22 protein-coding genes are annotated in these 18,314 nt (G+C 70.6%); 11 read left to right on the forward strand and 11 right to left on the reverse strand.

The genetic code is table 11. The features are described 5' to 3' along the window. Positions 1-2: 2 nt before the first annotated feature. Positions 3-1,820, reverse strand: coding sequence for a rhamnogalacturonan lyase (locus Acy02nite_RS27995; protein WP_239175275.1), 1,818 nt, complete (start codon positions 1,818-1,820; stop codon positions 3-5). Between the two features lie 455 nt (positions 1,821-2,275). Here Acy02nite_RS27995 and Acy02nite_RS28000 point away from each other — a divergent pair, with 455 nt between their 5' ends. Beyond that, complete coding sequence (locus Acy02nite_RS28000; protein WP_203745895.1) at positions 2,276-3,754, forward strand: PepSY-associated TM helix domain-containing protein; 1,479 nt, start codon at positions 2,276-2,278, stop codon at positions 3,752-3,754. Positions 3,755-3,785: 31 nt separating this feature from the next. Here the strand turns inward: Acy02nite_RS28000 and Acy02nite_RS28005 are convergent, their stop codons facing one another. From Acy02nite_RS28005 to Acy02nite_RS28025, 5 genes are all read right to left on the reverse strand, one after another. After that, positions 3,786-4,325, reverse strand: a complete 540-nt coding sequence (locus tag Acy02nite_RS28005; protein ID WP_203745896.1) for a GNAT family N-acetyltransferase — start codon at positions 4,323-4,325, stop codon at positions 3,786-3,788. A gap of 390 nt (positions 4,326-4,715) precedes the next feature. Continuing rightward, complete coding sequence (locus Acy02nite_RS28010; protein ID WP_203745897.1) at positions 4,716-5,054, reverse strand: VOC family protein; 339 nt, start codon at positions 5,052-5,054, stop codon at positions 4,716-4,718. A gap of 30 nt (positions 5,055-5,084) precedes the next feature. Continuing rightward, positions 5,085-5,552 carry a glycoside hydrolase family 76 protein gene (locus tag Acy02nite_RS28015; RefSeq protein WP_203745898.1) on the reverse strand — a complete coding sequence of 156 codons (468 nt, stop codon included), beginning with the start codon at positions 5,550-5,552 and terminating at the stop codon, positions 5,085-5,087. Beyond that, entirely contained in the window at positions 5,549-5,692 is a 144-nt protein-coding gene (locus tag Acy02nite_RS28020) for a hypothetical protein (RefSeq protein WP_203745899.1), read from the reverse strand. Before Acy02nite_RS28020 ends, Acy02nite_RS28015 begins: the two co-directional genes overlap by 4 nt. 20 nt (positions 5,693-5,712) lie before the next feature. Continuing rightward, a complete protein-coding gene (locus Acy02nite_RS28025; RefSeq protein WP_203745900.1) occupies positions 5,713-6,489 on the reverse strand; it encodes an IclR family transcriptional regulator in 777 nt (258 codons plus the stop codon). Positions 6,490-6,577: 88 nt separating this feature from the next. Between Acy02nite_RS28025 and Acy02nite_RS28030 the strand changes: the two genes are divergently transcribed. Together Acy02nite_RS28030 and Acy02nite_RS28035 are read left to right on the forward strand one after the other, a co-directional pair. Next, complete coding sequence (locus tag Acy02nite_RS28030; protein WP_203745902.1) at positions 6,578-7,276, forward strand: CoA transferase subunit A; 699 nt, start codon at positions 6,578-6,580, stop codon at positions 7,274-7,276. Next, positions 7,263-7,898, forward strand: coding sequence for a CoA transferase subunit B (locus Acy02nite_RS28035; protein ID WP_239175276.1), 636 nt, complete (start codon positions 7,263-7,265; stop codon positions 7,896-7,898). Before Acy02nite_RS28030 ends, Acy02nite_RS28035 begins: the two co-directional genes overlap by 14 nt. On the opposite strand, the gene Acy02nite_RS28040 is transcribed toward Acy02nite_RS28035, so the two are convergent. Further along, positions 7,879-9,207: a hypothetical protein gene (locus tag Acy02nite_RS28040; protein ID WP_203745904.1), complete on the reverse strand. Its 1,329-nt coding sequence runs from the start codon at positions 9,205-9,207 to the stop codon at positions 7,879-7,881. The genes Acy02nite_RS28035 and Acy02nite_RS28040 overlap by 20 nt on opposite strands. A gap of 149 nt (positions 9,208-9,356) precedes the next feature. On the opposite strand from Acy02nite_RS28040, the gene Acy02nite_RS28045 reads away from it, so the two are divergent. Continuing rightward, entirely contained in the window at positions 9,357-9,794 is a 438-nt protein-coding gene (locus tag Acy02nite_RS28045) for a hypothetical protein (protein WP_203745906.1), read from the forward strand. Positions 9,795-9,836: 42 nt separating this feature from the next. Here the strand turns inward: Acy02nite_RS28045 and Acy02nite_RS28050 are convergent, their stop codons facing one another. Further along, a complete protein-coding gene (locus Acy02nite_RS28050; RefSeq protein ID WP_203745908.1) occupies positions 9,837-10,001 on the reverse strand; it encodes a hypothetical protein in 165 nt (54 codons plus the stop codon). Between Acy02nite_RS28050 and Acy02nite_RS28055 the strand changes: the two genes are divergently transcribed. From Acy02nite_RS28055 to Acy02nite_RS28065, 3 genes are all read left to right on the forward strand, one after another. Next, the gene (locus Acy02nite_RS28055) at positions 10,000-10,788 is read left to right on the forward strand and encodes a hypothetical protein (protein ID WP_203745910.1); all 789 of its coding nucleotides are present in this window, start codon (positions 10,000-10,002) and stop codon (positions 10,786-10,788) included. The genes Acy02nite_RS28050 and Acy02nite_RS28055 overlap by 2 nt on opposite strands. A gap of 65 nt (positions 10,789-10,853) precedes the next feature. Further along, the gene (locus tag Acy02nite_RS28060; RefSeq protein WP_203745911.1) at positions 10,854-13,286 is read left to right on the forward strand and encodes a hypothetical protein; all 2,433 of its coding nucleotides are present in this window, start codon (positions 10,854-10,856) and stop codon (positions 13,284-13,286) included. Then, complete coding sequence (locus Acy02nite_RS28065; protein WP_203745913.1) at positions 13,283-13,735, forward strand: hypothetical protein; 453 nt, start codon at positions 13,283-13,285, stop codon at positions 13,733-13,735. Before Acy02nite_RS28060 ends, Acy02nite_RS28065 begins: the two co-directional genes overlap by 4 nt. A 68-nt stretch (positions 13,736-13,803) precedes the next feature. On the opposite strand, the gene Acy02nite_RS28070 is transcribed toward Acy02nite_RS28065, so the two are convergent. Continuing rightward, complete coding sequence (locus Acy02nite_RS28070; protein ID WP_203745915.1) at positions 13,804-14,265, reverse strand: DUF427 domain-containing protein; 462 nt, start codon at positions 14,263-14,265, stop codon at positions 13,804-13,806. A gap of 104 nt (positions 14,266-14,369) precedes the next feature. Here Acy02nite_RS28070 and Acy02nite_RS28075 point away from each other — a divergent pair, with 104 nt between their 5' ends. Together Acy02nite_RS28075 and Acy02nite_RS28080 are read left to right on the forward strand one after the other, a co-directional pair. Continuing rightward, positions 14,370-14,834, forward strand: a complete 465-nt coding sequence (locus Acy02nite_RS28075) for an SRPBCC family protein (protein ID WP_203745917.1) — start codon at positions 14,370-14,372, stop codon at positions 14,832-14,834. A gap of 64 nt (positions 14,835-14,898) precedes the next feature. Beyond that, positions 14,899-15,519, forward strand: a complete 621-nt coding sequence (locus Acy02nite_RS28080; RefSeq protein WP_203745919.1) for a hypothetical protein — start codon at positions 14,899-14,901, stop codon at positions 15,517-15,519. Positions 15,520-15,571: 52 nt separating this feature from the next. On the opposite strand, the gene Acy02nite_RS28085 is transcribed toward Acy02nite_RS28080, so the two are convergent. Then, complete coding sequence (locus tag Acy02nite_RS28085) at positions 15,572-15,724, reverse strand: hypothetical protein (protein WP_203745921.1); 153 nt, start codon at positions 15,722-15,724, stop codon at positions 15,572-15,574. Positions 15,725-15,818: 94 nt separating this feature from the next. Continuing rightward, positions 15,819-16,415, reverse strand: a complete 597-nt coding sequence (locus tag Acy02nite_RS28090) for a DUF4352 domain-containing protein (RefSeq protein ID WP_203745923.1) — start codon at positions 16,413-16,415, stop codon at positions 15,819-15,821. A gap of 244 nt (positions 16,416-16,659) precedes the next feature. On the opposite strand from Acy02nite_RS28090, the gene Acy02nite_RS28095 reads away from it, so the two are divergent. After that, positions 16,660-17,448, forward strand: coding sequence for an SDR family NAD(P)-dependent oxidoreductase (locus Acy02nite_RS28095; protein ID WP_203745932.1), 789 nt, complete (start codon positions 16,660-16,662; stop codon positions 17,446-17,448). Between the two features lie 73 nt (positions 17,449-17,521). Beyond that, positions 17,522-18,241, forward strand: a complete 720-nt coding sequence (locus Acy02nite_RS28100) for a hypothetical protein (RefSeq protein ID WP_203745934.1) — start codon at positions 17,522-17,524, stop codon at positions 18,239-18,241. The last annotated feature ends 73 nt before the right edge of the window (positions 18,242-18,314 follow it).

Below are 18,314 nucleotides of genomic sequence, written 5' to 3' on the forward strand. Positions count from 1 at the left end.
GGTCAGCCTCCGATCGCGAACGACGGGTGCGGCGGCTGGTTGTACGCGGTGTTCTGCCACGCCACCGCCTCGCGGTACATCCGGTCCTGCATCAGCGACGTGCGCGAGATGCTCGTGCTGTCCGTCGTGGAGTAGATGCGCAGCTTGGTGTTGTCGGTCGTCGGCCAGATGACCTCTTCGCGCCAGTCACCGAGGATGTCGGCCTGCAGCGACGGGGTGGCCTTGGTGCCGTTGTTGGAGTGCACGCCGCTCGCGGTCAGCAGCCGGGTGTCGGCGCTCGTGCCGTACTTGTCGATGTGGGTGCCGTCGAGCAGCTCACGCTGGGCGTCGCCGTCCCACCAGATGACGAAGTTGGCGCTGGACGGCTTGCGCCCGATGTTCTGGCCCGACGTGTTGTAGAGGCCGGAGACCGCCGACGACCAGGACTCGGCGCCGGGGCTGCCGGCGTAGATGTCGTCGGAGACGCCACGACCGTTGTCGCAGCCGCACGAGGCGTTCGACCAGATGATCGCGCCCGTGCGGGCGTCGGCCATCCACGCGGCGAGCTTGTTCGTGCTCTCGTCGACCTTGAAGATCTCCAGGCCGGCCCGGCTCGGGATCAGGTCACCGACGTGGTACGCGTCGCCGTGTCCCTGCCCGTTGACCCACAGCCCGTAGCCGTTGTCGTCGACGGCCATCGCGCCGTACAGGATCTCGTCCCTGCCGTCGCTGTCGACGTCGGCGACGGAGAGCTGGTGGTTGCCCTGGCCGGTCCACGCCGACCCATTGGTGCTGGAGTTGCTGTCGAAGGTCCACTTGCGGGTCAGAGCGCCGTTGCGGTAGTCCCAGGCGACGATGACCGAGCGGGTGTAGTAGCCGCGGGCCATGATGATGCTCGGGTAGGAGCCGTTGAGGTAGGCGGTCCCGGCCAGGAACCGGTCCACCCGGTTGCCGTAGTTGTCGCCCCACGACGAGACCGTGCCGCGCGGCACCACGTAGTCGGCGGTCGCCATGGCCTTGCCGGTCTGACCGTTGAAGACGGTCAGGTACTCCGGGCCGGAGAGCACGTAGCCCGACGAGTTGCGGTAGTCGGCGCTGGAGCTGCCGATGACCGCGCCGGTGCCGTCGACGGTGCCGTCCGCGGTCTTCGTGACCACCTCGGCCCGGCCGTCCCCGTCGTAGTCGAAGACCTGGAACTGGGTGTAGTGCGCGCCGGCGCGGATGTTGCGGCCCAGGTTGAGCCGCCACAGCCGGGTGCCGTTCAGCTTGTACGCGTCGATGATGACCGGCCCGGTGTACCCCGACTGCGAGTTGTCCTTGGCGTTCGACGGGTCCCACTTGAGGACGATCTCGTAGGAGCCGTCGCCGTCCAGGTCACCGACCGAGGCGTCGCTGGCCGAGTAGGTGTAGGCGACCCCGTCCGGCGTGGTGCCACCGCCCGGGATCTGGATCGGCACGTCCTGGTAGGCAGCCGCGAGTGCGGCCGTGGGGGTGGCGGCCTTCAGCGAGGGGGTCTCCACCCCGTCGATCACAGGCTTCACCGTGTACGTCGTCCCGGCCGGTGCTCCGGTGTCGGTGAAGTTCGTGCCCTTCGTGATCGGTGCGGCGTTCACCCTGGTCGAGCCGCGGTAGACGTTGAAGGCGACACCCGCGGGGTCGGATTGCAGGAGTCGCCAGGACAGGAAGTTCCCGGTCGGGGTCCGCAGGCTGATCAGCCCGCGATCCAGGTTGTCGACGGTGGTGGTGGCGGGGGTGTCCGCGGCACTGGCGGTGGCGGGGACTCCGCCGGCAGTGAGCAGGACGGCGGCCACGGACAGGCCGCACAGGACTTTGCGTCGCATGGGGGATCCCAACGTGGTTGAGGACGGGGACGCACCGCTACTGAAGCGGTTAACCGGACCGTAACACTCGGGATAACGCATTCCATAGACCCCCTCAAATCCCTGAAACCCTTCGCGGATCTGTTGACCCGCCTCGCCGACAGGTAGAAGATTCCGCGGGAATGCGCTTTCCGGGCAGCGACGCGACCCACCGTCCCGGCTGGTCCTCATGGTCGTTATCCGTGCCTCGTAACGACCATGAGCACCAGCCGGGTCCGCGACGGGCGCCGAAGCCGCAGCGCAACGCCGTACCGGGAAATCGGTGGTCGGCTCTGAAGACCGGGAAGACAGCGGGAACCAATCGGGGGCGGGCGGCGACTATCGATGCGACGCCTCGGGACGCCGGCGCGTCGACTGCAACTCCCGGATGCCGGCGCACCCTCTCAGCGCCGCCGACACCTCGACGAGGACAGCCGATGGCCCTCTCCCCCGACGTCTCCGACCCGGTCGTCTCCCCGCCCGCGCCGGTCCGCGCCCCGCGGCAGCAATCGCCGTTCGGCGCGCTGCTGCTGCGACTGCACTTCTACGCGGGACTCCTGGTCGCCCCGTTCCTGCTGGTCGCCGCCACGACCGGCATCCTGTTCGCGTTCACCCCGCAGATCGAGAAGATCGTCTACAGCACCGAGCTGACCGTCGCCGACCCCGGGACCGCGACCTTGCCGCTGGCCGATCAGGTCGCCGCGGCCCGGGCCGCTCATCCTTCCGGAGACCTGCTGACGGTACGGCCGGGAGAGGGAACCGCGACCACGCAGATCGACTTCAGTGATCCGTCGCTGGACGCCGACCACCAGCACACGGTGTATGTCAACCCGTACACGGGAGCGGTCACCGGCCGGCTGACCACCTGGTGGGCCGCCACCCCGCTCAACGAGTGGCTCGACAACCTGCACGCGAACCTGCACCTGGGTGAGACCGGCGCGCTCTACTCCGAGTTGGCCGCGAGCTGGCTGTGGGTGATCGCGCTCGGCGGCATCGTGCTCTGGTGGCGCCGGCTGCGCGGAGTCCGCAGCGCCCGGCGGTTGCTCACCCCGGACCTGTCGGCGAGGAAGGGCGTGCGCCGCACCCGGGGCTGGCACGCCGCCACCGGAATGTGGCTGACGATCGGCCTGCTGTTCCTGTCCGCGACCGGCCTGACCTGGTCGAACCACGCCGGCGCGAACTTCGACGAGATCATCGACTCGCTCGACGCCAGCCGGCCGGCCGTCTCCACCGACCTGACCGGATCGGCCTCCGCGAGCGGCGGTGGCGGCCACCACGCCGGGATGGACATGGGCGGCGGCTCGGCGGCCGTCCCCGTCGACCCGGCCGCGATCACCACTGTCTACCGGAGCGCCCGGGACGCCGGCCTGACCGGAGCGGTGACCATCACCGTCCCGGCCGACGCGACCACCGCCTGGAGCGTCACCGGCAACGACAGCCTCTGGCCCGTCGGCCGGGACAGCGTGGCCGTCGACTCCACCGGGAAGATCGTCGAGCGGATCGACTTCGCGGACTGGCCGCTGGCCGCCAAGCTCACGCAGTGGGGCATCTACGCCCACATGGGCCAGCTGTTCGGGCCGGCCAACCAGATCCTGCTGGCGGCCCTCGCGGCCGGCCTGATCTGCGTCATCGTCTGGGGGTACCGGATGTGGTGGCAGCGCCGCCCGACCCGCGCCGACCGGCGCGCCCTGGCAGGTGCGCCGCCCGCCCGCGGCTCGTGGTGGACCGGCCTGCCGATGCCCGCTATCGCCGTCGGCCTGCCTGCACTCTTCGCGCTGGGCTGGTTCCTGCCGCTGTTCGGCATCCCGTTGCTGGCGTTCCTGACCGTCGACTTCGTCCTCGCCACCATCCGCGGCCGCAGGCACAACGGTGGCCGGCCGGAAGCACCGGTCTCCCCGGCGCCCGCCGGCAGCTGATCACGCCTGATGCCTGGGCCTATCTCTGACGTCAGCGGTCGCGGGCCGCCCATTCCGGGGCGAGGATCGCCCAGATCTGCTTGTCGTAGCGGACGCCCTCGAACGGCCAGGCCTCGCGCCGCACACCCTCCAGCGTCATGCCCAGGCGCTTGGCCACCGCGGAGCTGCGATCGTTGTCCGCCCGGCAGTGCCACTCGGCGCGGTGCAGGCCCCGAGTGGTGAACGCCCAGTCCAGCAGAATCGCGCTCGCCCGCGTGACGAAGCCCCGCCCTTCGCCGGCCGGCTCCAGCCAGCAACCGATCTCGCAACTGCCGGCCGCCGCACTGAAGTCGGTGAACATGACCCCGCCGACCAGCGTGCCGCGGTGCCTGATCCCGAACAGGCGCGCGCCGTCCGCGGCCTGGCGCTCGGCATACCGCTTCAGCGTGGCCGCCGCGTCAGCGATGAATGCCGGCCCGACCCACGGCCGGACGTGCTCGCGGGCCCGATCCAGGTGGTCGGCGAACTCCCGCGCCTGCCACACTTCGAGCGGTTCCAGACGGGCGTCGTCGCCCAGCGGCACCGAGAACATCAAGGCCTCCATCCCATGACGGCGGATTCTGGCAGTCGTCGCAACACTTCAGCCGAGCACCTTCGAGGCTGAGCCTAGTGATTCGGCCACAGCATCCTCGTCGACGGGCCATCACCAGCTCGCCGAAACGCGCGGATCGCAGTTGAGGACGACGCGTCGGCGCGAAGTCCCAGCTGGTTCTGACCGTGGTCATGCGCGACGAACAGCCACCGTGAGCACCAGCCGCGCGCCGCGAGCTGGCCGCCACCGTGGAATCGGCGGCCGCATCACCACGGTCAGCACCAGCCGGAGGCGCAACCTTGCCCGCTGGTTCTGAGCGTGGTTGTCGGCCGCGACTACCTGAACCGAGGCTCTTGCGCGGCCGGTTGTGGAGTTCGGCGGCAGCCTCGGCTACGGGCCGGTGTATTCGTAGACCGCGCCGTCGGGGTGGCGGGCGATCAGGCGGTGCCCGTTCGGGGTGGCGGTCGCCGGGGCGATGATCTCGGCGCCGAGGCCGGTGAGAAGTTTCTCGGTGGCTGGCAGGTCGTCGACGGTCAGGGTGGCGGCCACCTGGGCGATCCGGTTCGTCTGCTCGCCCGCGGTGAACAGCAGGAACGGCCCGACAGCGGCCAGCTCGACCGCACCGAACGCGAACCGGTGCGCCGTCTCACCGGTCAGGGACTCATAGAACGGGATCGCCTCCGCGAGGTCGTCGACCGGCCTGCGGATGATCACTCCGGTGATGGCCATTCCCGCTCCCCCGACTCGGTGACGTGGCCATCACCGTACAGCGTCGAGCAGGTCGAGCGCGCTGTGCTGGCAGCTGTGGCTGGTGCCGGCGAACGGGCCGGCCCAGTGCGAGCCGTACATGTCGAGGCTGTCGCGGTCGCGGCCGTACGCGCTGTCGGCGTTGCGCGTCAGATAGGTGTCGTAGGCTCCGCCGGCAGCCGCGTTGAGCACGCCCAGCCCGCGGATCGCCGCGCCCTTGAACGAGGCTCCGTCCCCACCGCAGGTGTCCGGCTCGTTCGGTTCGCGCAGGATGCCGCCCGGCGACAGGTACCCGCTGGTCGTCATCGCGTCGCCGATGCGCCGGGCGGTGCTGAGCGCGTTCGCGTCACCGGTCAGCCGGTTCAGCTGAACCAGGGCATTGATCAGGACCCCTTGGTTGTACGTCCACGTGACGTCCCTGTTGTTCCGGCACGTGCTCAGGTTGACCCCGTCGTTGACCAGGCCCGAACCGTTGATCATGCCGGTCCCCTGGAACCAGGTCCACGCCATGCCAGCCCCCACCAGCCGGTGTCGTCGAGGTATTCGTTGCGGAACTGCCCCAGGTACGCGCCGACGTTCTTGTCGTAGGTGGCGGCGATCGCGTACTGGTAGCTGTGCATGCCGCAGTCAAGAGTGTTAACTACAGCCGGGAGCCCCGGCGGGCGATCCGCTGCGTCAACGTGTGCGCGGCCTCCAGCAGCAACGCGCCGAGCTGCGCCGTGCGCTCCCCGTCGAAGCGCGACTCCACCCCGGTCAGGCTCAGCGCCCAGGCCGGCGACCCGGCGCGGTCGAACACCACGGCGGCGACACCCCAGCTGCCGGGGACGATCAGGCCCGGGTTCACGGCGTAACCACGCCGCCGGGTCGCCGCGACCCGCCGGGACAGCGTCGCCGGCTCGTGCTGCTCACCGTAGGCCGCGACGAGCTCGCCACCTCGCGAGCGGACGTAGCTCTCCGCGTCCTCCAGCGGCAGCAACGCCAGGATCGCCAGCCCGGCCGACGCGACGCCGAGCGGGAACCGGATCCCCTCGCGCAGGACGTGCGACCGCAGCGGGAAACTGCCCTCCTCGCCGGCCAGGCACACCGTCTCGTCGCCACGCCGCGCCGAGAAGAACGCGCTCTCCCCGGTCTTGGCCGCCAGCGAGCGCAGCACGTCCCGGGCGGTCGACGTCACGTCGTAGCGTTCCGCCGCGACCGACCCGAGCAGGAAGAGCTCCGGCCCGGGGAACCACCGCCCGCGGCGGGCGTCCCGGTCGACGAACCCCTCCTCGGCCAGCGCCGCGAGCACCCGCTGCGCGGTCGACCGGGGCAGCCCGGTGGCCGTCGCGACCTCCGCGGTGGTGACACCGTCCGCGGCGCCCGACCCGACCCGGCGCAGCACCGCGGCGACCCGGCTGACCAGCTGCGTTCCCTGCATGCTCACATTATGAGCACCGGATGCCCAACCGGGCCACGGAGTGATCATTCGCGGACTTGCCCCGCCGGCGTCCCTACCGTGCGCGTCCATGAGCAAACTCGTCGACAGCGCGGCACGGGCCGTCGCCGCCGTCGCCCGGGACGGCATGACCGTGGCGGTCGGGGGCTTCGGCCTGTCGGGCATCCCTGCCTCGCTGATCATCGCCCTGCGGGACACCGGCGTCCGCGACCTCACCATCGTCAGCAACAACATGGGCGTCGACGGCAAGGGCCTCGGCCTGCTGCTGGAGAACAAGCAGGTCAGCAAGGTGCTCGCCTCCTACGTCGGCGAGAACAGACTGTTCGCCCGGCAGTACCTCGACGGCGAGCTCGACGTCGAGTTCGTCCCGCAGGGCACGCTCGCCGAGCGCTTGCGCGCCGGGGGCGCCGGCATTCCCGCCTTCTACACCCCGACAGGCGCCGGAACGCCGATCGCGGAGGGCAAACCCGAGAAGACCTTCGACGGCGTACGGACAATTCTGGAGCTCGGGATCGTCGCGGACCTGGCGCTGGTCCGGGCGCATCGTGCCGACCTCGAGGGCAATCTGCGGTACCGCCTCACGGCGCGCAACTTCAACCCCCTCGTGGCCACCGCCGGCCGGATCACGATCGCCGAGACCGAGCAGCTCGGCGCGATCGACCCGGACGACGTGCACACCCCGGGCATCTACGTGCAGCACCTGGTCCGGACCGAGATCCAGGAGAAGGACATCGAGCAGAGGACGGTGCGGGCCCGTGTGGACGCGTGACGAGATGGCGGCGATCGCCGCGTCGGAACTGACCGACGGCCAGTACGTGAACCTCGGCATCGGCATCCCCACCCTGGTCGCCAACCACCTGCCCGACGGCGTCCGGGTGACCCTGCAGAGCGAGAACGGGATCCTCGGCATGGGCCCGTTCCCCTACGAGGGCGACGAGGACCCCGACCTCATCAACGCCGGCAAGCAGACCGTCACCCTGCTGCCCCAGGCGTCGGTGTTCGACTCGGCCACCTCGTTCGGCATGATCCGCGGCGGTCACGTGCAGACCGCGATCCTCGGTGCGCTGCAGGTCGCGGCGAACGGCGACCTGGCGAACTGGACCATCCCCGGCAAGCTCGTCAAGGGCATGGGCGGCGCCATGGACCTGGTCGCCGGCACCCCGCGCGTCATCGTCGTCACCGAGCACGTCGCCAAGGACGGCAGCCCGAAGGTCGTCGGCCGCTGCACCCTGCCGTTGACCGGCGCCGGCGTGGTCGACCGCATCATCACCGACCGCGCGGTCTTCGACGTCACCGGCGACGGCCTGGTCCTGCGCCGGCTCGCCCCGGGCCAGACGGTCGACGGTGTCCTGGCCGCCACCGGCGCGGGCTTCACCGTGGACCTGGAGTGACACGCGGCCCCGCCGTCGCGCGGTCCTCCAGGCCCTTCTTGACGAGGCGGAGCGTGCTCTTGTAGGTCAGCCGGGACGCGAGCCGGGTGAGCTGCTCGACCGCGGCGGGATGGTCGGCGCCGACCAGCGCCGTCACCGCCGCATTGGCGAGCTTGGGGCTGGCCGGGCCGTGGCCGGGGACGTTGCGGGTGGCCCGTTCCGCGATCTGGCCGAGGTGCCGCAGGTAGCTTTCCGACGGCGGGCACATCGCGCGCACCCACAGCAGGCCGGACAGCAGCCGGACGTTGTACCGGTCGGGTATCGGCGTCGGGACCGGCCCGGTCCGGGAGGCACCCACCAGGGCCAGCCACTCGTCCACGACCATGGCGAACTCGTCGGCGCCGACCGCATCGAGCAGCGGGCCGGCTCCCTTGCGCCAGGCGGTCGAGGGCCGCGCCGAGTCCTTGGCGGGCACGCAGTGGCTGAGCAGCGCGTGCCAGTCGGCGCGGCGCGGGCCGGCCATCGCCTCGACGTCCGCGACGGCGCGATCGGCCCACGGCTCGCCAGGGCTCGGAACCGGCCACAACTCTCTGCCGGTGTCCGCGTTGCCGTCCTCGATCTGCACCCGGCGCCAGGTGCCGAGCGCCCACGGATGCGGCCGGCCCGCACGGTGCTCGGCCTTGATGATCTCCTCGGTCCAGTCGCCGCTGTGTAGCAGGTCGAAGTCGCCCAGCCTGTCCAGCCAGCCCCGGCCGTCGACGCCACCGCCGGCCAGCATGGCGCCGATCAGGCTGCGGTGCGGGTCGAGGTGGGGTTTCGCGGAGCCGTCGGTGGCCGTCCACCTGTCGAACAGCGTCTGCCGCACGGCCGGCGGCTGGGCGCGCAGCAGGTCGCCGGCCCGCTCGCGCATGCTGCTCGCCGCGGCCCACCACTGCCTGTAGTCGGAGTGGTAGGCGCTGCCCATGATGCCGGTGCTCTGGAAGCTCGCGGCGGTCTCGGCCGCCTCCACCCGCTCGTCATGGCCGGCGTCGTCACTCTCCAGCGCTGCCACGGCGGCGGCGAGCTGCCCGGTCAGCCGGACCACCTCGGGCGTCACCTCGCGCTGGATCGGCACCGTGTCATAGGGCCCGTCCGGGTCGACGAGCGCGGCCAGCAACGCCTCGCCCGTCCCGGCGGGCGCCCAGCCGCACACCATGGCCGCGTGCTGGGTGTACTGCCGGAGCTCGTTCTGCCCGACGTGGTGGTTGTTGTAGCGCTGCTGCATGACCCGGATGCTGCCCGCCACGAGGCGCATCGTGGCTTCCGCGTCCGAACTCGACATGATCGGCATCGACGGAAGGTAGCAGCGGGCTACGACATCTTTTCCGGTGTACGCCGTGACCGGCGTGGTCCCCGGCAGCTGGGGCGTCGCCGCCGTGGTGTTCGACCGGGGCGTCCGGCCTTGCGCGGCTCCGGAGTCCGGCTGCGAGGATGTCCGGTATGGCCGTTCGATTGTCCGCGGTGGAGACTGTTGTCTCGCCCTCGTTCCGTACCTTCTGGCTGCACGCGCGGGCCGATGGCTACCTCGCCGACCTGCAGGCGGCGGGCCGGCTGGCCGACGCCGGTGACGTCGGTTTCTCCGGTTCGGCGGTGGCCGTGCGCACGGTGGCCGACCCGGGCAGCGTGCGTGCCGCGGTCGAGATCTGGTCGCGCCGGCCGTTGCTCATCGGCGACGAGACGCCGTACGACTATGCGGTGGAGGGCGAGATCGACCTGAGCACCGGGCAGTGGTGCATCGACGAGTCGCAGGACTCGGCGGTCCAGGCCGGGACGCCCCTGCCGGGTGGCGCCGGGACGTACGGCGTCCGGGTCACCGCCTACCACGAGCCCGACGAGCGATACCGCCTGCAGATCTGGCCATCAGGGCGACACCGTTGACGGCGCCGCCCCGATGGGGTGGCCGATGATCCGGCCGGGCGGTCAGCGGTCGACGCGGACCAGGAACTGGTCCTGGTCGAGGACCCGGTTCGTCTTGTAGAAGTTGTTCTCCAGCAGGTCCCGGCCGACGTGCACGTTGTCGCCGCCGTCGATCACCCGCACCTTTCCGGCGTACGCCGTGACCGGCGTGGTTACGATCGCCGGCATGGACCTCGAGGAATGGGTGGACAGCGTCCAGCCGCGGATCGTCGGGCTGGAAGGGCTCGGTCTGCGGCTCGACTACGGGCGCGACGACCTGGCCGTGCTGGAGCGGCTCGCCACGGGGGACGTGAGCGCGGAGTTCGTCGCCGGCTGTGCCGCCTACCTGGGCGAGACCCTGCTGCGCGCCGCCGGGGGCGGGTGGGTCGCCGGGGACGGACATCCGGCCGTACGCGCTGATCCTGCTCTTGATCTGCCGGAGGTGACCCCCGCGGAGCTGTTCGAGGAGGAGGGGCTCGCCGCGGAGACGTTCGACGCGTGGGCCTCGGCGGTCGCGGCGCGCACGCGGACCGAGCCGGGGTGGCGGCCGGTCAAGGAGCCGACGCCGGGGCTCGACCCGCACCCCGCGCCGGCGTCGCCCGAGGTCGACGCCTGGCTCGCCGGCCGCGAGGCGGACTTCCCGCGCTGGGTGGCACGCTGGGCGCCGGACGGGACGTGGGACTTCTCCCCGGCCTCCCTGAACCGCCTGGCCGACCTGCTGATCCAGCTTCTCGGCGACAAGGCCGCGGTGCTCGATCCGGCCAATCGCGACCTGGTCGAGGGCGCGGCCTGGTACACCGGCGAGGCCTACCGCCGGGCCGGCGACGGCCAGTGGTCCTGGCAGGACGGGCCGCGCCTGGTGAACGTGGGCCGGGACAACCGGTCCTACGTGCCGGTCGAGGAGTTGCAGGCCGGCATGTCGATCAGCCGCTATCTGGGCACCCGCTGCCGGCGCCTGGCCCGTAAAGATCAATAGGAATTGATTCCAGGCGATACCTTGTGGGCGGTGTGACAGCCGCTTCCGTCCACGAGGGAGCCCTGATGAGAATCCGGCCGAGGCCCGCGTACGCCTTCCTGCTCGCCCTCGCCCTGGCCTTCTCCCTGGTGGGAGCGTTGCCGGCACCGGCCTGGGCGGATGAGTACAACCCGCCGGGCTGGACGCTGCCCGGGCAGAACATCTTCGACCCGGACGCGAAGGTGGACCTGACCAAGCGGAGCTTCACGTACGAGCAGCTCGCCCCCGAGGATCTGGACGTCCCGGAGTGGATGACGGAGGAGCAGTACCTCAGGGCGCTTCCCGACCATGGCATCAGGGACGACCACGATCTGAAGGACGAGGATTTCGTCGAGGACTACGAGGCGTACCAGGAACGGATGAGAGCCGCCGGGCAGGGGGCGCAGATCCTCGACGCGCAGCGGTACTGGCTGACCGAGGGCTACCGGAACGACCCGGACTTCCAGCGGGCCTATGCCGCCTACCGGGACGGGATGAAAGCTCACGGAGTCGAGGCCGAGACGGTGAGCGAGGAACAGTTCTGGAAGTCGTTCGGGGTGGGCGGGCAGAACCATTTCCTGACCGCGTGGCGCGACTACCTCGACAAACCGGCCGGCAAGACGAGGAAGTCGAAGTTCAGCACCTACAAGAACCGTTACCGCAACCCCCTCAACGCCCGTCCTCTCGGCGAAGCCTTCGAAGGTCTGTACCGGACCGACAACGGCGTCTACACCGACCCGCGGTTCACGGTGCGCGACGGCAAGGTCCCCGGTGTCGAGCTCCCGGGGAAGACGAAGAACGGCCGGAACAAGAACTATCGGGTGGACGACCTCCGGGAGAAGGACGACACCGCCGCAGAGCGGGAATGGGACCTGGTCGTCGAACTCAAGGCGACCGCCGATGTCGATGTCAAGCAGCTCAACGACGTGCTTTTCTGGGTCTGCCTGGAGAAGAACGCCGACCTGGCGATCAGTTTCATCGCACGACCCAGCCCGGAGGGCATCCAGGTGCTCGAGAAGTTCAACGAGCGCCTGCTGGCCGCGCGCCGCGAGAAGTACGGCGCGGCGAACGTCGGCAAGCGCGCCGTCTATGCGAGCGTGTTCCCGGCCACGGGCACGGCGAGGAAGTACGACGCGGCCAAGGCCCGGCTCTCGGGCGCGATCGTCGCCGGTGGTCAGCAGTCCTGGGACAGCGCCGCGACCGAGCAGATCGCGGACTCCCCCGACGACCAGGAGTCCTACGACGAGGCCAGGAGCATCACCGACGGGCTCGTCGAGGACGCCTCGGCCTCCCCCGACGTCGACGCGAGCGACATGGCGGAGACACCCCGGCCGCTGGGCGGCGTCGACTTCTCCACGCTGGAGCTGCGCTACCTCTCGGACACCTTCACCGGGGCGGCCGGGGTCAAGTACGCGTACCACGTCGATCCCGACCCGAACCAGAAGATCTCCTTCGGTGGTGCCAAGGCCGCCAAACTGGCCGCCGACTCGTTCTTCACCTGGCTCGCGCTGCCGGAGAGCGCCTTCACCGTCAACCTGAACCCGGAGGAACCGAACCGGATCGTCGACGAGCGGTTCGGCCGCACCGACGCCGGACGGGTCCTGCTGGAGGCCGACTTCGAGATGAAGAAGACGGTCGCCAAGCTCATCCACCCCGACACCGCGGCCGGCCTGAGTTACTGGGACCGACTGCGGGGCGAGCAGCGCTGCATCTCCATGCGGGAGTGGATCGTGCCGACCCCGGCCACGGTCCGGGACAACGGCACCGAGTTGTTCATCCTGGACGCGCCGCTCGACGTCAAGATGGAGACCGAGTACAAGAAGCTCTCCGGCGCCGACAACTGCCCCGGGCAGGCGACCGCCGACACCCAGCACAACGAGCAGGTCTACCGGTCGCTCATCCTGCCGCAGGTGGTCAAGGCGGTGAACACCGCGCCGGAGTACGCCGACCTGCGCCGCGTCTACGCCAGCCGGGTCGCGGCGCAGTGGTACCGGGAGCGCAGCGCCACCAAGGAGACGGCGTACAAGAGCATCGTCGGCAGCGGGGACATCACGCCATGGGTCACCACGACCGGCTGGAAGCCGAAGGACACCTTCGACGCGTACGTGAAGTCCTACCGCGACGGCGAGTTCACCGTGAAGCGCACCACCCGCAGCGGCGACACGATCTACACCAACACCTACGTGTACGGCGGCGTCGACTTCACCGCCACGCCCACCGCGAAACTCTCCGCGGACGACCTCGCCGCCCGGCACCCCGGGGTCAGCGAGGCGGTGTCCGACGTCTCGGGCGGGCCGGCCACCGACCGGGCCGGTGAGCTCTGGTTCGGCAACGAGACGAACGAGTTGTCGTACGAGGACGCGCACCGGCCGCCGTCACCGCCCACGCTGTTCTGGGTGGCCGGCCTGCTGCCGATCGCCCTGTGGCTGCTGGCCGGCGGGCTGCTGCTGCGCAAGCGGCGCCGGACGGCGACCCGATGAGCCCGCGCCCGGTCTTCGCCGCCGCCTACCTCCTCGGCGGCGCCGCCTCGCTCTGGACGACCTGGGCGGTGGGCACCCTCCTCGGCCTGTCACAGTTCGAGGTGATCTTCCTCAACCGCACCCACGGGGAAGGGCAGGTGTCGTCGATCACCTCGGCGTACACGACGGTGTCCCTGGTCGCGATCGGAATCGGACTGGTCGTCGTGCTGTTCGCCGTCCTCACCGCCCTCGGCTCCCGGACGGCGGGCGCGATCGTCTGGATCCTGTGCGTCCCGGCACTCGCCGTGGCGCTGCTGGCGCTGATCGCCGGCGGCTACGACCCGGCGCCCTGGTGGGGCACCCTGACCCGGGCCACCGGCGGTGCGACGTTCGTCCTGGTGGCGGGCGCCTTGGTGCTGCTCCGCCTCCCTGCCTCGCGGGCCTACTGGCGAGACCACGGAGCAAGCTAGGCGGGCCGGCTCGCCACGTCGCCCAGGCTTGGACCGCGGTCACCGGCGACCGCCTCGTGCTGATGCCGTCACCAGCCGAGCGTGCCGGGGCCACCCTTGAAGGGGCCGACGATGCCGGAGGTGATCCAGCCGCCGTAGAAGTCGCCCTCCTGCGGCTGGACCAGCTCACCGGCGACCCGGCACTCGTCGACCCGGCTGGGGTAGAAGGCGACGGCTCCGGCCATCTCCCGGTACGCCGGAGTGGGGCTCTCGTAGGACCAGCCGGCCTGCGGCACCCGGACGTCACCGGCCACCACGTCCCAGTAGGTCGCGTCACCCTTGAACTCACAGAAGGAACGACCGGCGGCCCGCTCCAGCGCCCCGGCCGTGATGTCGTCGCGGGGCACGTAGTAGACCGGCGGGTGCGAGGTCTCCAGCACCCGCCAGCAGCGATCGCTGTCGACGATCACCATCCCGGCGTGCACGATCGTCACCCGGGAGGTGGTGCGTTCCAACCGCGGCGGACGCGGGTAGTCCCAGACCGATTCCACGGCTCCACCCTGCCACGATCTGAATCGACGCGCCAATCGACGCAATCTGTTTGGGACGCTCGTCGCCGGGTAGTCCACCGGTATCCCGAACGAAGGAGAGAATCGTGAGCACCGTGACCGAGTCCGTTGACGTCAACGTGCCGATCGGCACCGCGTACAACCAGTGGACCCAGTTCGAGGACTTCCCGAAGTTCATGGACGGCGTCGAGTCGATCAGCCAGACCGGCCCGACCCACACCCACTGGGTGACCAAGATCGGCGGCCAGACCCGTGAGTTCGACGCCGAGATCACCGAGCAGCACCCCGACGAGCGCGTCGCGTGGCGCAGCACCAGCGGCGACACCAAGCACGCCGGCGTCGTCACCTTCCACCGCCTCGCCGACAACGAGACCCGGGTGACCATCCAGCTCGACTGGGAGCCGGAGGGCCTGGTGGAGAAGGTCGGCAGCGCGGTCGGCGTCGACAGCCACCAGGTGAAGGCAGACGCCAAGCGGTTCAAGGAGTTCATCGAGAGCCGCGGCACCGAGACCGGCGCCTGGCGCGGCGACGTCTCGCGCCCCGGCGCCTGACGGTCCGAGCACGCGGCCGGTGAGCGATCACCGGCCGCGTGGTCCGCGCTGTTACCTTCCCTGCATGTCACTCCCACCCCGGCCCATCATCGCCGGCGTCACCTCCGGCCTGTTCCTGATGAGCTTCTTCACGCTGCTCTGGCTCACGAACCTCTTCGCGGTCCTGCCGATCGCCGTCGCCGCCACGCTGTGGACGCTGGGCCTGCTGCTCGCCGCCTTGTTCGTCACCACCGCCATCCGGCTGCTGCGCGTGCGGGCCGCCTTCCCGGCCGAGCTCAGCGAGGCTGACCAGCGCTTTCACCGCCGTACGGGAATGTGGTTCGGCATCGTCTTCGGCGCCGAGTTCGTGCTCATCGCGGCCGCGGCGATCATCCTCAACGCCACCGGCCGGCAGGACTATGTGGTTCCCGCCATCGCCCTCGTCGTCGGCCTGCACTTCTACCCGTTCGCGCCGTTGTTCCAGCGGAAAATCGACTACTGGCTCGCGACGTGGACCACGCTGGTCGGCCTGACCGGCATCCTCCTGCTCGCCCTCACGGGCACCGCCGTGAACACGGTCGTCGCGGTCGTTGCCCTCGGCACCGCGTGCGCCACCATCGCCTACGGACTGTGGAACACCGCCCAGGCCAACCACCTGCGCCGGCTCGCCTCAGGCGCCACCGTTCCCGAGGCGGGTGTTTCGTAGTACGGCCGAGCACCACACCTCAGATGGCGGGATTCACAGCCGCGGTCGAGGCTTACGCCACGGCGTCGCGGAAGTCGCGGTAGGCCTGCTCGATCTCACCGGCTCGCGTACGTACCACTTTCGTCGCGGGACGGGTCGCCACCAACACCATGAGACGGTCGTACATCGCCTCCAACTCCACGAGGCCGCCCTGCCGTTCCAGCATTTCTCCGGCGTCCCGGTAGCCGCGCTCCGTGCTGGTCGGCCGCGCCTGGCCTGTCCGGTGGCAATAGGCAACCACGGTCAGCTAGGCGTGAGCCTCAACGCTGACCGAGAATGATCACGGCTCCGTGGGACAGCGGCGAGTCGTGCACCTCGAGGCTGGTCAGGCTGCCGTTCTCGGGGACGTCGAACACCAGCTTGCCGGCCACCTTCTCACCCGGGGCGAGCCGGCGCAGGAACGACTCGGTCCCCCGGTTGGCGTAGACGCCGGCCAGCTCGTCACCGGCATACTCGGCGCCGGACGCGTCGTACGCCTTCTGCCCGTGACCGACGAAGAACTTCGCGCCGTCGCCGATGTTGCGCACCGACATGCTGACCACGCAGTACCTGCCCGCCGCGGTGCGGGTGAGGCGCTCGGCGCCGACGGTCCGCCGGGTGCAGTCCACCCGCGAGACCACGAACTCGAGCTTGCCGTCGCGTACCGCGTCACCCAGGCCCGGCCCGGCCTTCGCGGGCGGGCGGGTGGTGGCGGTCGCGGCGGCCGGTCGCCGGCCGTACTGCTCGGCCGCGATCCCGGCCGCGAACAGCACGATCACGGCGATGACCGACCCCGCCACGGCGAGCGTCACCTTCAGCGGCGACACGCCCCGGGCGGCCCGGACGGGACGCGGCCGCCGGCGAAGATCACGCGACATCGGACCACTCCACGCGGTTCACACTCCTCACTGTCAGCTACCGCGTCATGCTGTACCAGTGATTCATCCTGATCAGTGACGCTCTTCGCCTGATCGGACAAGCCGGACGGTGGGTCCGGCAGTCCCAGGACGAGCAGGGCTCTGGCACCGCCGCACGGCGAGGACCACGATCAAAGACATCAAGACGATTCGGGTACGTCGTGAGCCCGCAACCTTCCCCGACCGCACCTCCAGGAGCACACCCATGCCACTCGCTCTCGTCACCGGCGCCTCCTCCGGAATCGGCAAGGCCTTCGCCGAACGCCTCGCCGCCGACGGTCACGACCTCGTGGTCGTCGGCCGTCGCAAGGACCGGCTGGAGGCGCTCGCCGCGTCCCTGCCGGACGTCGACGTCCAGGTCGTCGCGGCCGACCTCGCCACCGACGCCGGGGTCGCCGAGGTGGCCGCGATCGCGGCGAGCCGCCCGCTGGACATGCTGGTCAACAACGCTGGCGTCGCGCACTACATGCCGTTCGCCGAGCTGCCGGTCGAGAAGGCCGGCGAGCTCATGCACGTCAAGGTGACCGCTCCGACGCTGCTGAGCCGGGCGGCGGTGCCCGCCATGATCGGCCGCGGCGCGGGCACCATCGTGAACGTCGCGGGGATGCTGGCCTTCTCCGGCCCCGCCCCGGCCGCCCCGCCGGCCGGGCAGCGCGCGGTCTACGTGGGCACTCTCGCCTACACGGTCGCGATGGCGCAGACGCTGCGGGCCGAACTGGCCGGCACCGGCGTGACCGTCCACGTCGTCTGCCCCGGCATCGTGGCCACCGAGTTCCACGAGGTCCAGGGCATGGACCTGTCGGCGCTGCCCCGGATGACCGCTGACGACGTGGTCACCGCCGCCCTGGCCGGGATCGCGCTCGGCGAGACCGTCATCGCCCCCGGCGTGCACGACAGCGGGCTGCTCGACCGGGTCTTCGACGCGGACCTGGCGGCGTTCGGCAACCAGTCACCCCAGCTCGCCCCGCGCTACCGGGACCACCGCGCGCACTGATCCATCGTCCACAGACCCTCCCTGTAAGGTGCGTGACCGCGCATCAACCATCGACCACGGGGAGATTCACATCGTGTTGCACCGGCCGGTACGCCTACTGTTCGCCTTCGCCTTCATCGTCATGTGCTTCGGGCTCGGCCTGATCTTCGACGGGGACGTCGTCACGGGTCTCGCCGTCACGATCCCGGCGGCCGCCCTGACCGCCGGGATGGTGACCGTCTTCTTCCGCAACCGCAGCGACGTGTTCACCGACTGGCAGACCAGCCCGCTGCCGGGCCAGGTCCCGACCGCGCAGGACCAGCTCGGTGGCAAGCTGGCCGGGGCGTACAGTCTGCTGCCGTTCGCCGCGGCGGGCGCGCTGCTCTTCGCGGCCTGGACACACGGTCCCGACGGCACCGGCGCCCGGATCATCGTCATGCTCTTCGTCCTGGTCTTCGCCGGGGTTCCCGCGCTCCTCGGCTTCGGCCTGCTCAAGGCCGCCGTCATGTGGTACTACGGCAACCCGCTGGGCCGCGTCGGCGTGAAGCGGCTCAGCTGGTTCATCGCCATCCCGGCCGCCCTGATGGTGCTGGGCGGCCTGACCGACTCCGACTCGCACGCCTCGCTCGCGTGGAGCCTGCCGCTGCTCGTGGTGACCGGCGCCCTGATGTACCAGGCCCGCCTCTCCGAGACCGACCGGGCCACCCTGCTGACCATGCAGCAGGCGGAGCAGGCCCAGGTCAACGAGGTCTTCGAGCAGCTGGCGGCCGAGCGCGAGCGCCAGAGCCAGCAGCAGGGCCACCAGCAGCCCTGACCCACCCCGCACGGACGGGCCGGCGCCTCAGTGGTCGCCGGCCCTCTCCGTGCCGGCGCTGCGGAGCGGCGAC

Origin of the sequence: Actinoplanes cyaneus (assembly GCF_016862095.1) — a bacterium.
Taxonomy (GTDB): Bacteria; Actinomycetota; Actinomycetes; order Mycobacteriales; family Micromonosporaceae; genus Actinoplanes; species Actinoplanes cyaneus.